Source organism: Paraburkholderia sp. GAS33 (assembly GCF_050436645.1).
GTDB lineage: Bacteria > Pseudomonadota > Gammaproteobacteria > Burkholderiales > Burkholderiaceae > Paraburkholderia > Paraburkholderia phenazinium_B.
In genome coordinates this window covers 121129-134141 of sequence record NZ_JBNDMP010000004.1, presented here as the reverse complement: position 1 = coordinate 134141, position 13013 = coordinate 121129, and the positions used below count along the sequence as shown (strand labels likewise).

Sequence of the window (13013 nt, the reverse complement as noted above, 5' to 3'; positions counted from 1 at the left end):
TTTTTCTCGATTTATCGATCTACTGGAGTCACTCGAAATGAGCATTTCCGCAATCAACGTACGTAATCAGTTCAAGGGCAAGGTCAAGGAAATCATCCGCGGATCGGTGGTGTCCGAAGTCGACGTGGAGACGCCGTTTGGTATCGTCACCTCGGTGATTACGACGCGTTCGGTCGACGAACTCGATCTTCAGGTCGGCTCCGAAGTGGTGGCGCTGGTGAAGTCGACCGAGGTGTCGATCGCGCGGCTCTGAGGCCACGCAGTTTTGCATTCGCGCGGCAGGGGTAGTCGTGCGGCAGGGATATGCCGCATCGCTACCTCTGCCGCGTTTTATTTGGCGACGGCCGCGCTGGCAGGCGGCTCATGCGTCATCTTGTCGTGCGTAGGGGCGGGAGGACGTTTGACCGGCATGTTGTCGGGATTCGCCGGATTGGTCGTGCCGGCCGCGTCAGGCGGTTTTACCATCGAAGCGCCGCTATCCTTCGGCGGCGTTTGCGCGAGCACCCCGTGGGGTGCGACGGTCAATACAGCGAGCGCGCAAGCCGCTGCGAGCAACGCAGATTTGCCTCGTTTCATCCGATCCTCCTTGGCCGTGCCTTGCGGTGCCCGATCAGCGGCCGCGCCCGGCCCTGTCGAGAGATCCGCTGTCCGTCTTGGGTAGACCGCGGCCTGACAGGAAAATTCGCTTCCCTTTCAGATTCCTCGCGGCGGGATTTTCCGCGGATGCCGTTTTTATAGGCTGAGGTCGGCTTAGGTCGATCCAGCCCGTCCTATGCCGCCTTCGGCGGTGCCCGCAAAACAGGGGCGCGCCCACAAGTCACGTTGGGCTTACTTGGTCGGGCACGGAAACGCTGCCTGCAGCGAGCGCAGGATCGCAAGGCCGACCGGGAAGTCGTCGGAGAGGCCCGGGTGGTTGGTGAAAAACTCATCCAGCAGCGGGTACACGGTCTGCGCGCCGATAGGCAGCTGTTCGGGCGGACAGAAGAGCGGAGGGCGCTTTTTCGCTATCAGGTCGCCGTTTGCCCAGCCCAGTTCATTGATCGCGCCGGTGATGTAGGCGGCGTAGACCGAGCTGTTGTCCGCGTGCGCCCACTTCTTGTATTGGTCCGCCGTCATTTCGGCTTTCGCGTTGAGCGTGAAGCACGCCGTGAGCAACGTCAGCGCGAGCGTCCGGGCGTGTGTTCTGATTCTTGACTGCATGTGCTACATCCTCATACCAGATCGATTAGCCGGCTATTGTAGGGCAGGCGCCCGTATGCCTGCAGGTTTTGGCAAGGGCAAAAAAAAGGCCCACCAGGGGAAGTGGGCCGCAAGAGTGTGAGAGACAAACCCTCTCAGGGAAGAGGAGTACCTAGTGTAGAGCCGGTGGCGATGCCGCAGGTTTCACCGCAGCTTAACGCGCCTTACGGCACCTGACGCCGCGCGATTCTGTGGAGAGCTTTTGTTTACCCCGTGCCGTCCCGACGTGACACCGCGAGGCGGTGAAGGACTGGAACGGATACCGGGTTGACGAGGCGGGATGTAGTCGCATCACTTGTATGAATATACAAAGGAATCCTGATTGAGTGGAGCGGGCGGGAGCCGCGAGCAATTGATTGAAGGTTAGTTGTCGATCGACGGTTTATCTCAGGAAAGCCTCCTCATACGAACGACGCATGGACCATGCGCCCAACCCCGCGTCCCGCGTGCTGGGAACGGTTATTGCTGCCCGGCACATAAGGCATTACCAAGGGAGCGTTCGCATCATGCAGGACGTGAAGATAAATGAATCACAGGGGAAGGGCGATGCGAAAACGAGTCGTTAGCGGATTGCTGGCCGGCGCTGCCGGCCTGTTGACCTTACCAGGCGTGGCGTTCGCACAGTCGCAGGCTTACACCAATAGTCCGGTGAATCTCTATGCGGGACCGGCGGATGATTACCCCGCAGTGTCCCAGTTACCTCCCGGCGCGCCGGTCACGGTGATGGGTTGCGTCAGCGGGTATAGCTGGTGCGACGTGGCGGCGCCGGATGTGCGTGGCTGGGTCTACGCAGGCAGTCTCAGTTATCCGTATCAGGGGAGCAACGTGCCGATCCTCACTTATGGAACGGCGATTGGCCTGCCTATTGTGACGTTTTCGATCGGCTCATATTGGGGCAGCCATTACCGCGGACGGCCCTGGTATAACGACCAGCAGCGTTGGGCGCATCACCCACCGCCGCCGCCCGGACGCGGTGGGCCTCCGCCGGGCCATGGCGGCCCGCCCCCTGGGCATGAAGGACCGCCGCCTGGGCATGGTGGTCCGCCCCCCGGACACGAAGGACCGCCGCCTGGGCATGGTGAGCCGCAGCCGGGACATGAAGGGCCGCCGCCTGGGCGTGGTGAGCCACAGCCGGGACATGAAGGGCCGCCGCCTGGCCATGGTGGTCTTCCTCCAGGAGCCGGCGCGCCGCCGGCGCATGTCGCGCAGCCGCCGGTCCACGCGGGTCCGCCGCCAGCCCATGGTCCTGCTCCACAGGAGCATGGAGGCGGTCATGAGGGACATGAGCAGCACAACTAGGATGGTTGGCTAAACGAGGAAGACGGTAGAGATGCGGTCTTCTTTGCAGTGGCTTATGTCGCTGCGGTCAGCCGACTTACATGCGCCGCGTTGGTAGACGATGCCATCGCGGCGTATTTCGTTTGGGAGATGAGTTTTATCGCAGACGCGATGGAGTGCGAAATGAATGCAGAGGGATAAGCGGAAGGTGTGCGTGCGCGAGTTTTATCGCAGGGACAAAAGCGACAACTGGGTTCTGGTAACAGGCGCGAATGATGAGCTTCGCCGGAGGGCAAAAAGCCATAACGAAGTCGCAAGCCGAAAAAGCTCAAATGTCCCTAACGGAGGAACTAGCGCGGAACAGCTTTGGGGAAAGTGGGGTGGCTGATGGGACTCGAACCCACGACGACAGGAATCACAATCCTGGACTCTACCAACTGAGCTACAGCCACCACTGGAACATCTGCTTGGCTCACCAAGAACTGGCTTGCCGATCAAGAAGCGAGATTATACAAACATGATCTGTATTTGCCTAGCCCTTTATTCAAAGATTTCGGCGGGCTCGCGCAGATGCTGTCTTGCTTCGTCGAAAATCGCGAGATCGCGCGCGGCCAGTTTTTTGCTGTCCGAAAGCACGCGACGCCAGCCGCGTGCGCCGGCCACACCGCGGTACAGTCCAAGCGCATGACGCGTGATCGCACCAAGGAACGTGCCGCGCGCGAGTTCAGCCGCGCAATATTCGATCAGTTTCGCTTCGGCCTCTTCGCGTGTCACCGGGACAGCAGTCGAGCCATAAAAGCGCGCGTCGACATCGGCCAGCACATACGGGTTGTGATAAGCCTCGCGGCCCAGCATTACACCGTCGACGTGTTGCAAATGCAGTTCGACTTCGTCGAGCGTCTTGATACCACCGTTGATGATGATCTCGAGCTGCGGAAAATCACGCTTTAGCTGATACGCGAAATCGTATTTGAGCGGCGGAATCTCGCGATTCTCTTTGGGGCTGAGGCCTTTCAGAATCGCATTGCGCGCATGCACGATGAACACTTCGCAGCCGGCCTCGGCAATCGTGCCGACAAAATCGCGCACGAAGCCATATTCCTCCACTGCGTCGACGCCGATCCGATGTTTGACCGTCACCGGCACCGAAACAGCATCGCGCATCGCCTTGACGCAGTCGGCCACCAGTTGCGGTTCGTTCATCAGGCATGCGCCGAATGCGCCGCGCTGCACCCGCTCCGACGGACAGCCGCAATTCAGGTTGATTTCGTCGTAGCCCCACTGTTCGCCGAGTTTCGCCGAGCGGGCGAGGTCGTCGGGTTCGCTGCCGCCCAGTTGCAGCGCAACCGGGGCTTCGTGAGGCGTGAATGCCAGATGGCGGGGGACGTCGCCATGCAGCAGCGCGCCGGTCGTCACCATCTCCGTGTAAAGCCACGTATGGCGCGACAGCACGCGATGCAGCGAACGGCAGTGGCGATCAGTCCAGTCCATCATCGGCGCAACACTGACGCGACGTGGATTGGCAGGTAGGGCGAGAGACATGGGAAACGGCCGGCGGCGGAAATCAAACCGCAATTTTACCGCAAGCCGGCGAGAGTCCGAGCGGCGCGCCGCCGGTGTCGCGGAGCCGGCTTGTCGGGGGCGTGACAGATAAAAGAAGGGCCAGAAGAAAATCGACCCTGACATCTTTTTGGGTAGTCCTGACCCCCTTGTCATCCGCCTCAGGTAAGGCGCTGACGGATTGTTTCAGCCACAAGAAAAGTTATTTCGGATTATCAGTATAAATTCTCGATAGTAAGGGAATACACTTATTCCCATCGATGTTGCAGACAGCCTTAGCAGCACCATGTCGCGACGTCTTCCTGAAACGAAATCCGAAACATTTATTGGAGTCATCATGAAGAACAAGCTTATCGCCGCCCTGTTGGTTGCCGCTTCCGCCTCGCTCGCAGCACCTGCTTTCGCCAGCGGCTACGGCCCGGCACCGTTCTATCGTCCGGGCGTTGGTGCTCCGGCTTCGCAACAAGGCCAAAGCGTGCAAACCGTTGCCGCTGAGCGCGCTGCTGCAGACCAGAACGCATACGGCGGTGTGAACGCAACGTCGTCGCAATCGGGCTCGCATCAGGTTTCGAACGGCCAGCAAGCTCAGTAATTGCAGTAATCGGGTAACACAAGGCGTTCGCAAAGAACGCCTTGCGAAGAAACGCCAGACTCTGGAGGCAATCGCCGGCAGAGTCTGGCGTTTTTTATTGGCGGCATGCAATTTTATCCTGGCAGCTACCTCATCCTCACGTCGTGTTCGCCGCTACCTCACACCGTTACTCCTCCTGTAACAGTTTGTGAAATTTGGAAATCAAGTTCTGACGCATTCCTGCTAAGTTCGCGCTCTATTGGTACGACGTACGCCGCCCGCCGCTCAACGGTGCTTTTAGTCGCGATTTCTGGCCGTCCATGACGCAAGACAAACAGCTGGCAACAGCGGACGACTGGTTCGCCCGTGGTAACGCGTGCGCCGAACGCGGTGAGTTCGAGGAAGCGCTCGCGTGCTACGAACAGGTTCGGCTCGAGCGGCCGGCAGACCCCGGCGTCTACAACAACCTCGGCTCGACGCTCGCCAGAATGGAGCGCCTCCCGGAAGCGCTGGAGCGTTACCGCCAGGCGCAGGCGCTCGACCCCAACAACGCGGACATCCATCACAACATCGGCTGGATTCTCGAGCAGATGCATCAGCTCGAAGAGGCGGTGCTCAGCTATCGGCGGGCGGCGCAACTGGGCACGCTGGTCGACGGTTCGTACAACAACATGGCGAACTGTCTGCAATCTCTGGGTCGTTTCGACGAGGCGCATGCGGCTTACCGCCGTGCGATCGAGATCGCGCCGCACAGCATGGTGTACTACCGCAATTTCGTTCAGTCGAAGCGCATGACGCTCGACGATCCGTGCTTCGTCACGATGCAAAAGCTGGTGCGGCACACCGCTGCGATGACCCCGGACAATCAGGCGCAACTGCATTTCGCCATGGGTCACGCGCTAGGCGATCTCGGCCAGCATGACCAGTCGTTCGAGCATCTGCTGAAAGCCAATACGATGTATCGCCGTGGCGTGAACTACAACGAGGCCATGACGCTGGACCTGTTCGGTCATCTGCCTCGCCTGCTGAACGCAGAGGTGTTGAAAGCCAAACGGGGTCTCGGCGATCCGTCCACGTCACCGGTTTTTATCGTCGGGATGCCGCGTTCCGGATCGACGCTGATCGAGCAGATCCTGGCGAGCCATCCGCAGGTCTTCGGTGCGGGGGAGCGTCCGGATTTCGGCAAGGCGCTGGTGAACGCGCTCGCGCGCAGCGAGGCGGACAAACACAAGCTCAACTTCGACGACATGCGTTCGGCGACTGCTGTGCAGCTGGCTCCGCTCGGCGCGGACTACGTGCGCCGCATTGGCGTCGAGGTGCCTGACGCATCGAGCTACGGGCGCATTACCGACAAGTATCCGTTCAACTTCATCAACGTCGGCCTGATCCATCTGGCGTTGCCGAATGCACGGTTCATCCATAGCCGCCGTTCGCCGGTGGAAGTCTGCCTGTCGATTTACTCGCGGATTTTCCAGGACGTCCCGTTTGGCTACGACCTGGGCGAACTGGGCCGCTACTACCGTGCGTACGATGCACTGATGGCCCACTGGCGCGAGGCACTACCTCCGGGCGTGATGATCGAGGTGCAATACGAGGACCTCGTGAACGATCTCGAGGGCAACGTGCGACGCATGCTCGCTCACTGCGGACTCGACTGGGACGAACGTTGTCTCGCGTTCCATCAGACCCAGCGTCAGGTGAATACCGCGAGCGCTTCGCAGGTGCGCAAGCCGTTGTTCCGCACCTCGCTCGAACGCTGGCGTCCGGCCGCGGAACTCCTTCAGCCTCTCTACGATGGCCTTGGCCCCGCGTTGCTGGAGGCAGATCGCAAGCGGAGTGCCGTCTGACGCAGGCCGTCCACCTGCGACTGAAAAAATTTCCCTCTTTGGCCTGTTTCCGCGATACCTTTCGACAACTCAAACGAGGGTAGGGGTGACAGGGCAATGCCAACACTGTCGATCAGCAAAACAAGGTTAAACGTCGAGACAGTCATCTGGGCGGCCGATCTGGCCGGCACGTTTGTATTTGCAGTCGAGGGGGCGGTCAGCGCGATGCGTGGCGGTCTCGATCTGCTGGGGGTGATGGTCATATCGTTCGTCGCCGCACTCGGCGGCGGCGTGATCCGCGACCTGCTGCTCGGCGCGACACCGCCAAGCGCCATCCGCGACTGGCGCTATCCGGCGCTGACGTTCGCAGCAGGTCTGCTCACCTTCGTGCTTCATTCGTTTGTGCCGCCGGTTGCGGGCCTGGTGGTGACCGTGCTGGACGCCGCGGGCCTCGCGTTGTTCGCCGTGGCCGGGGTTGAGAAAGCGCTGCTCTACAAGATCCGCCCGTTTGTTGCGATGCTGATGGGTACCATCACGGGCGTGGGTGGCGGTGTGATCCGCGATATCCTGCTGGCCCGTGTGCCCCTTGTACTGCGGGCGGATATCTACGCGAGCGCGGCTTTTTTCGGTGCGCTGGTGGTGGTGCTTGCGCGTCGCGCCGGCGTGTCGCCGGGTTGGGCCGCATTCGCAGGCGGGGTGGCGTGTTTCGCGCTGCGAATGGCAGCTGTCAAGTTTGGCTGGCATCTTCCGAAGGCTTCGGGTTATTAGGCGCAACGGAGTTGATAAGGATACCTACGGACGATCTTCCCTCGCCCAAACTCCGGCGACTATCCGGCCTGACCGGCTGGCCGCGGCTTGGCGGCATCATCGGGACGTGTGCGCACTGCGCGGACATCGGGATGCTCGCCTAGCGAAACGAACTTTGGCGGGTTGGCTGAACCGTCGAGAGCGTCAATTGCGCCTCGCTCGATGTCATACACCCAGCCGTGCAGGTTGAGGCGCCCTTGTGAGAGCGCCACTGCAACCGACGGATGAGTCCTGATGTTGGCGAGTTGTGCCTCGACGTTATCGCGCACCAGTGCGTTCAGGCGCGCCTGGGGCGTCGCATGATTGTGGGCGGCGTTGACGGCTTTGGCCGCATCGGCGTGCCGCAACCACGCATCCACGGCGGGCAGCTTATCGAGGTCCATGCAGCTCGAGATGGCGGTCATCGCTCCGCAGTCCGAATGCCCGCAGATGACGATGTCTCTGACGCCCAGCACCGCCACCGCATATTCGACGGTCGCGGAGACGCCGCCCGGTTCCGGTCCATATGACGGCACGATATTGCCGGCATTGCGGATCACGAACATATCGCCAGGCTCGCGTTGCGTCAGCAGTTCGGGTACCACGCGGCTATCGGAGCAGGTGACGAACAGCACCCCAGGTTGCTGGCTGCTGGCGAGGCGCTTGAAGAGCGCGGAGCGGGCGGGGAACACTTCCCGCTGGAACTTCAGAAAGCCTTCGATGATGTCCTGCATGTGTTTTTCTCCGGGCGTGGAACCATGACGCGAGCATGTCCCCCTTTGGCTACGGGGTCCAAGACCGGATTATGACGGATCGAATGAGTCAATCCTATAGCTGGGCGGTTATGTTGCAGTGCTAGTGCGTCACGCTGATCGCTGGCGGTGGCAAATGCAACGCATGATGCAACATCGGGTACACGCACACGAGGAACGCGGCGTACAACGCGGCCATTGTCACACCGGCCGCCGTGCCCCAGACGTCGCGCGACGCAGCACCCTGGCGGAAGTGGACAGGCAGACCCACGATGACATAGCCGAACATGAAGAATGCAATGACGGCCCATACGGGCGACATGTCGTGACCGATGTATTCCAGCAGATGAATGAGGCTGAGATTGTGCATAGAAGCAAACGGGATCTGAACTGAGAAACGGATCAGTGGTGCTGATTACAACGCGATGAATCCGATGGGTCAAGCCGCAAAACGTTAATATTTTTTACAGAAGAAACAGCACGCCCGACAGCTTTCATTCTGTATTGCTTTGGTGATGAAACTGTCGACTGATTTTGCAGAACTGAAAGCTCGACGATCAACGTTTGCGTAGTGGTTCGATTAACGACTTGAGGCCGTTGTGATCGATCTCGTGCATAAGCGCCAACAGGCGGCCGATTTCGCCTGGAGGGAAGCCTTGACTCGCAAACCAGTTCAAATAGTGACCCGGCAAATCCGCAATCAATCTGCCTTTATATTTTCCGAAAGGCATGACGCGAGTGACCAGCAATTCGAGGTGTTCTGGATTCATCGCGAGGGTTGAGGTGAGCTTACCGGAGTGACGTGAGGCCTGCATTTTAGCTGCGCTGCAAGCATTCTGCCGGCATGGTAACTTCGTGGCCTTTCGTACAATCAACCAACCAACCAACAGGAACAGTTCGATGGAATACCGCAGACTAGGCAACTCCGACATCGAGGTCAGCCTGATCGGTCTCGGCACCATGACCTGGGGCGAGCAGAACAGCGAGCGCGAAGCGCACGAGCAGATCGGCTATGCACTCGACCACGGCGTCACGCTGGTCGACGCCGCCGAAATGTACCCGGTGCCGCCGCGTCCGGAGACCCAGGGCGCGACCGAACGCTGTATCGGCACCTGGCTCGCGCAGCATCGCAGCGCGCGCGAAAAAATCGTACTCGCGACCAAGATCGCCGGCCCGGCGCGTCAGCCGCATAATCCACGCCATATTCGCGGCGAGGGTAATCAGTTCGACCGCAAGAATCTGACTGAGGCGCTGAACGACAGTCTCAAGCGCCTGCAAACCGAATACGTCGATCTGTACCAGTTGCACTGGCCCGATCGCAGCACCATGACCTTCGGCCGTAGCGCGTATCCGTGGGTTGAAGATGCCTATACGGTGCCGATCGAAGAAACCTTGTCGGTGCTCGCTGAGTTCGTCAAGGAAGGCAAGGTGCGGCATATCGGTGTGTCGAACGAAACGCCCTGGGGCGTCGCGCAGTTCCTGCACGCCTCCGAGAAGCTCGGCTTGCCGCGCATTGTCAGCATCCAGAATCCGTACAGCCTGCTGAACCGCACGTTCGAAGCCGGGCTGTCCGAGTTCACGCATCGCGATGGCGTTGGTCTGCTGGCGTATTCACCGCTTGCCTTCGGCTGGCTCTCAGGCAAGTACGAAGGTGGAGCGCGTCCGGCGGGTGCCCGCATCACGCTGTTCGAACGCTTCCAGCGCTATAGCAAGCCGCAAGCCGTGCAGGCGACCAGCCGTTACGTCGAACTCGCGAAACAGCATGGCCTGTCGCCCGCGCAGTTCGCGCTGGCGTTCGTCAATAGCCGGCCTTTCGTGACGAGCAATCTGATCGGCGCGACCTCGCTTGAGCAGTTGAAGGAGAATATCGCGAGCGTGGACGTGAAGCTCTCGCCGGAAGTGCTGGCTGAAATCGACGCATTGCACGAGCGGCAGCCGAATCCTGCGCCGTAATTTGCGGTAGGAAAAGAAGCGGGCCCGGTTGCGTATGCAAGCGGGCCCGTTGTTTATTGTGGCGTGCTGCATGGCATTGTCGTGGCACCGTCTTGGCGCTGTCCTCGCGTCGACTCGGCAAGCGCTGGTCTCAGCCCCTCGCTGCCGCCACCGTGGGTGCGTTCTCGCCGAGGTCCCAGAACAGCCCCGCCATGATCTGTAGTCCTTCACGCGCCACCGGGCCGAGCAGATGCTCGTTCGGCGCATGCTGCGAACAGGCCGGATACGAGTGCGGTACCCAGATGGTCGGCAGGCCTAGCGTGTCGGCGAACACTTCGTTGGGCAACGTGCCACCGAGGTTCGGCAGGACCGCCGTCTTTTTGCCGGTAGTGCGTTCGAGCGAAGCGATGGCCCAGGTGACCCACGGGTCGTCAGGATCGAGCCGCGTGGCCGGCGCGCCGCGCTCGACTCTGATCTCGACCATCGGAAAGCCGTGTGCATCGAGATGGGTGCGCAGATACCCAGCGAGGTTCTGCCAGTCGGTGCCCACCACGAAGCGCAACTGGCAATACGCAAAGGCGGACGCGGGAATCGCATTGACCGGATTCTCGGGATTGCCGGCCTTGAGCGCGAGCACTTCGAAGCTGTTCCAGCCGAACACGCGTTCCGGCGGGGTGAGGCCGGGCTCGCCCCAGTTGTTATCGACGGCGGGGTCGCCCGGACCGCCGCCGACGCTGATATCGGCGAGCGCGCGGCGTACCGCGTCCGGAATCGGCGGCGGTCGCAGGCCTTCGACCGCGATCACGCCGCGTGCGTCCACAAGGCTTGCCAGCGCATTAACAAGGACGGTGGCGGGATTGCGGAGCAGCCCGCCCCAGTTGCCCGAGTGATGCGCACCCTCGCGCAGGTTCAACTCCAGCCGGAAATTGATCGAGCCGCGCGAGCCGAGAAAGACCGTGGGGCGCCGCGCCGCGAGGCGCGGGCCGTCCGAGGCGATCAGCACGTCCGCGCCGAGCGCTTCCTTGTGCGTGTGACAGAAGGCGTCGAGTCCCGGCGAGCCGGTTTCCTCGCCCATCTCGATCAGCAGTTTGGCATTGAAGCCGAGCTTGCCGTCGCGTGCGTCGAGCACGCTGGCGAGCGCCGCCAGATTGATGCTGTGCTGGCCTTTGTTGTCGGCGGTGCCGCGGCCGTACCAGCGCTCGCCCTCGACCTTCACGGTCCATGGCGTCAACGACTCGCGCCACTGGTCGTCGTAGCCGCGGACCACGTCGCCGTGGCCGTAGATCAGCACGGTCGGCAGGTCGTCGCCTTCGTGCCGCGTGGCGATCAGAAGCGGGCCGGCGCCGGCCACCGGGTTGTCGAAGATGCGCGTTTCGAATCCAAGGCGCTCAGCCTCCGGGACGATCTCGCCGGTCAGATAGGCGAGCAGGGTGGCGGCACGTTCAGGCTCCTGGCTCTCGGTGCGAAAGCCGACGCGGCGATTGAGGTCGGCGAGAAACGCGCCCGAATCGAAGTGGTGGGTTGCGTGCTGGATGGCCTGGTCGCGGGTCAAGGTCGTCTCCGGTGGGGCGATAGAGGGCAGGGGTGCGATCGATTCTAGGAGGGTGCCTGTTTTGTCACAATCATTGTCTTTAGAAGCTTGCGTTGCCGAAATGGCAAAGCCCGGGGCGTTTGACGAGATTGCCCGATTGCAGCGCTCAAGGCGTCCCGGCCGCCGCCCATCCACCCCATGCGATAATTCTGGCTTGCCGATTGCCGTCATTCCGGCTATTTCATTCGAATTCGGCCTCTCTTCACGTGTCGTTCAATTGAAAAATCTGCTTGTTCCGCTCGATCAACTGGCGCGATTCGATGAGATCGTGGACGTTCGCACGCCGCTCGAGTTTGCCGAAGACCACATCCCGGGTGCGATCAACGCGCCGGTGCTGAGCAACGAGGAGCGCGTGATCGTCGGCACGATGTACAAGCAGGTCTCGCCGTTCGAGGCCACTCGCGTCGGCGCGGCAATGGTCGCGCGCAATATCGCGGCGCATCTCGAGACGACCTTTGCCGAGCGTCCGCGCAACTGGCGCCCGCTGATCTACTGCTGGCGTGGCGGCAAGCGCTCCGGCTCGATGACGACCTGGTTCAACCTGATCGGCTGGCAGGCGCGACAGCTCGATGGTGGCTACAAGGCGTATCGCGGCTCGGTGGTCGCGGCGCTCGCGAGCTTGCCGGAGCAGTTCGAGTACGTCGTCCTGACCGGCCATACCGGTAGCGGCAAGACGCGGCTGTTGCAGGCGCTGCACGCAGCCGGCGCGCAGGTGCTCGATCTGGAAGCGCTTGCGTGTCATCGCGGCTCGTTGCTCGGCGCGTTGCCGGATCAGCCGCAGCCCGCGCAAAAGGGCTTCGATACCGCGCTGATCGGCGTGCTGTCGGGCTTCGACGTGCGCCGGCCAGTGTTCGTCGAAGCGGAAAGCCGGCGCATCGGCACGATCACGTTGCCTCAAGCGCTGTTCGAGCGCTTTCATCGCGGCGCCTGCGTGGAAGTCGATACTACCCATGACGACCGCATCACGTTTTTGCTGCAGGACTATGCGCATCTGTTCGACGACCCGGCATCGTTCAAGCGTCAGCTCGAACGCCTGATTGGCTTGCATAGTCGCGAGCAGGTCAGGCACTGGCAGCATTTGATCGACGCGGGCAGCACGCCTGCCATGGAAGGCGTAGACCGTGCGGATATTGCAGCCACACGCGCCGAGCTGTTCGGGGAACTGATCGAACGGCACTACGATCCTGCATATCAACGTAGCAGCCGGCAGCATTTCAAGCGCCTCGGCGAGGCGCTGCACTTCAGCTTCAGGCCAAACGCGGCCGACAGCGTCGGGCAGGCAACGGCGTTGCTGGCGAAACTGGCCGCGACGCAGGGACAGGCGCTCGCGGGCACGCAGCAGGGCGCTGAAGCGCTTGACCAGGCCGCCGCCGCGGTCTCTACCACGTCTGCGGCATCGTCAGCAAGCGCTTCGACGAATGGCGCTACGCCGCGTCCTGTGGCCATCAAGCCCGGCTAGCCCGAGTTTCCAGTTCAAA

At 61.5% G+C, this 13013-nt stretch carries 14 protein-coding genes and 1 tRNA gene; 7 read left to right on the top strand and 8 right to left on the bottom strand.

Features of this window, described 5'->3' with window-relative positions; all coding sequences use genetic code 11:
• Positions 1–37: 37 nt before the first annotated feature.
• Positions 38–253, top strand: coding sequence for a TOBE domain-containing protein (locus P3T24_RS14285; RefSeq protein ID WP_074264885.1), 216 nt, complete (start codon positions 38–40; stop codon positions 251–253).
• 77 nt (positions 254–330) lie between these two features.
• Here the strand turns inward: P3T24_RS14285 and P3T24_RS14280 are convergent, their stop codons facing one another.
• Positions 331–576: a hypothetical protein gene (locus tag P3T24_RS14280; RefSeq protein WP_429435486.1), complete on the bottom strand. Its 246-nt coding sequence runs from the start codon at positions 574–576 to the stop codon at positions 331–333.
• 252 nt (positions 577–828) lie between these two features.
• Positions 829–1200, bottom strand: a complete 372-nt coding sequence (locus P3T24_RS14275; protein WP_074264883.1) for a hypothetical protein — start codon at positions 1198–1200, stop codon at positions 829–831.
• A 585-nt stretch (positions 1201–1785) separates the two neighbouring features.
• On the opposite strand from P3T24_RS14275, the gene P3T24_RS14270 reads away from it, so the two are divergent.
• Positions 1786–2538, top strand: a complete 753-nt coding sequence (locus P3T24_RS14270; protein ID WP_429435483.1) for an SH3 domain-containing protein — start codon at positions 1786–1788, stop codon at positions 2536–2538.
• A gap of 355 nt (positions 2539–2893) precedes the next feature.
• Here P3T24_RS14270 and P3T24_RS14265 read toward each other — a convergent pair.
• Both P3T24_RS14265 and dusA read right to left on the bottom strand, forming a co-directional pair.
• Positions 2894–2969 (bottom strand) — tRNA-His (locus P3T24_RS14265).
• An 88-nt stretch (positions 2970–3057) separates the two neighbouring features.
• The gene (gene dusA, locus P3T24_RS14260) at positions 3058–4059 is read right to left on the bottom strand and encodes a tRNA dihydrouridine(20/20a) synthase DusA (protein WP_074264881.1); all 1002 of its coding nucleotides are present in this window, start codon (positions 4057–4059) and stop codon (positions 3058–3060) included.
• A 355-nt stretch (positions 4060–4414) separates the two neighbouring features.
• Between dusA and P3T24_RS14255 the strand changes: the two genes are divergently transcribed.
• From P3T24_RS14255 to P3T24_RS14245, 3 genes are all read left to right on the top strand, one after another.
• Complete coding sequence (locus P3T24_RS14255; protein WP_074264880.1) at positions 4415–4669, top strand: hypothetical protein; 255 nt, start codon at positions 4415–4417, stop codon at positions 4667–4669.
• Positions 4670–4968: 299 nt separating this feature from the next.
• Positions 4969–6495: a tetratricopeptide repeat-containing sulfotransferase family protein gene (locus P3T24_RS14250; protein ID WP_429435480.1), complete on the top strand. Its 1527-nt coding sequence runs from the start codon at positions 4969–4971 to the stop codon at positions 6493–6495.
• Positions 6496–6591: 96 nt separating this feature from the next.
• Complete coding sequence (locus P3T24_RS14245; protein ID WP_429435477.1) at positions 6592–7242, top strand: trimeric intracellular cation channel family protein; 651 nt, start codon at positions 6592–6594, stop codon at positions 7240–7242.
• 59 nt (positions 7243–7301) lie between these two features.
• Here the strand turns inward: P3T24_RS14245 and P3T24_RS14240 are convergent, their stop codons facing one another.
• The 3 genes from P3T24_RS14240 to P3T24_RS14230 form a co-directional block, all read right to left on the bottom strand.
• Entirely contained in the window at positions 7302–7994 is a 693-nt protein-coding gene (locus P3T24_RS14240) for a carbonic anhydrase (RefSeq protein WP_074264877.1), read from the bottom strand.
• Between the two features lie 121 nt (positions 7995–8115).
• Positions 8116–8382, bottom strand: a complete 267-nt coding sequence (locus P3T24_RS14235) for a hypothetical protein (RefSeq protein ID WP_074264876.1) — start codon at positions 8380–8382, stop codon at positions 8116–8118.
• Between the two features lie 187 nt (positions 8383–8569).
• Positions 8570–8782: a DUF3820 family protein gene (locus P3T24_RS14230; RefSeq protein ID WP_074264875.1), complete on the bottom strand. Its 213-nt coding sequence runs from the start codon at positions 8780–8782 to the stop codon at positions 8570–8572.
• A gap of 130 nt (positions 8783–8912) precedes the next feature.
• Here P3T24_RS14230 and P3T24_RS14225 point away from each other — a divergent pair, with 130 nt between their 5' ends.
• On the top strand, positions 8913–9965 hold the full coding sequence (locus P3T24_RS14225; protein WP_429435474.1) for an NADP(H)-dependent aldo-keto reductase: 1053 nt from the start codon (positions 8913–8915) through the stop codon (positions 9963–9965).
• Positions 9966–10095: 130 nt separating this feature from the next.
• Here the strand turns inward: P3T24_RS14225 and P3T24_RS14220 are convergent, their stop codons facing one another.
• Positions 10096–11496: a M20 family metallopeptidase gene (locus tag P3T24_RS14220; protein WP_429435472.1), complete on the bottom strand. Its 1401-nt coding sequence runs from the start codon at positions 11494–11496 to the stop codon at positions 10096–10098.
• A 256-nt stretch (positions 11497–11752) separates the two neighbouring features.
• Between P3T24_RS14220 and mnmH the strand changes: the two genes are divergently transcribed.
• Entirely contained in the window at positions 11753–12994 is a 1242-nt protein-coding gene (mnmH, locus tag P3T24_RS14215) for a tRNA 2-selenouridine(34) synthase MnmH (RefSeq protein WP_429435469.1), read from the top strand.
• Positions 12995–13013: the final 19 nt, after the last annotated feature.

Coding starts and splice junctions, on each gene's coding strand:
- P3T24_RS14285 (WP_074264885.1), top strand. CDS start 38: ATGAGCATTTCCGCAATCAACGTACGTAATCAGTTCAAGGGCAAGGTC.
- P3T24_RS14280 (WP_429435486.1), bottom strand. CDS start 576: ATGAAACGAGGCAAATCTGCGTTGCTCGCAGCGGCTTGCGCGCTCGCT.
- P3T24_RS14275 (WP_074264883.1), bottom strand. CDS start 1,200: ATGCAGTCAAGAATCAGAACACACGCCCGGACGCTCGCGCTGACGTTG.
- P3T24_RS14270 (WP_429435483.1), top strand. CDS start 1,786: ATGCGAAAACGAGTCGTTAGCGGATTGCTGGCCGGCGCTGCCGGCCTG.
- dusA (WP_074264881.1), bottom strand. CDS start 4,059: ATGTCTCTCGCCCTACCTGCCAATCCACGTCGCGTCAGTGTTGCGCCG.
- P3T24_RS14255 (WP_074264880.1), top strand. CDS start 4,415: ATGAAGAACAAGCTTATCGCCGCCCTGTTGGTTGCCGCTTCCGCCTCG.
- P3T24_RS14250 (WP_429435480.1), top strand. CDS start 4,969: ATGACGCAAGACAAACAGCTGGCAACAGCGGACGACTGGTTCGCCCGT.
- P3T24_RS14245 (WP_429435477.1), top strand. CDS start 6,592: ATGCCAACACTGTCGATCAGCAAAACAAGGTTAAACGTCGAGACAGTC.
- P3T24_RS14240 (WP_074264877.1), bottom strand. CDS start 7,994: ATGCAGGACATCATCGAAGGCTTTCTGAAGTTCCAGCGGGAAGTGTTC.
- P3T24_RS14235 (WP_074264876.1), bottom strand. CDS start 8,382: ATGCACAATCTCAGCCTCATTCATCTGCTGGAATACATCGGTCACGAC.
- P3T24_RS14230 (WP_074264875.1), bottom strand. CDS start 8,782: ATGAATCCAGAACACCTCGAATTGCTGGTCACTCGCGTCATGCCTTTC.
- P3T24_RS14225 (WP_429435474.1), top strand. CDS start 8,913: ATGGAATACCGCAGACTAGGCAACTCCGACATCGAGGTCAGCCTGATC.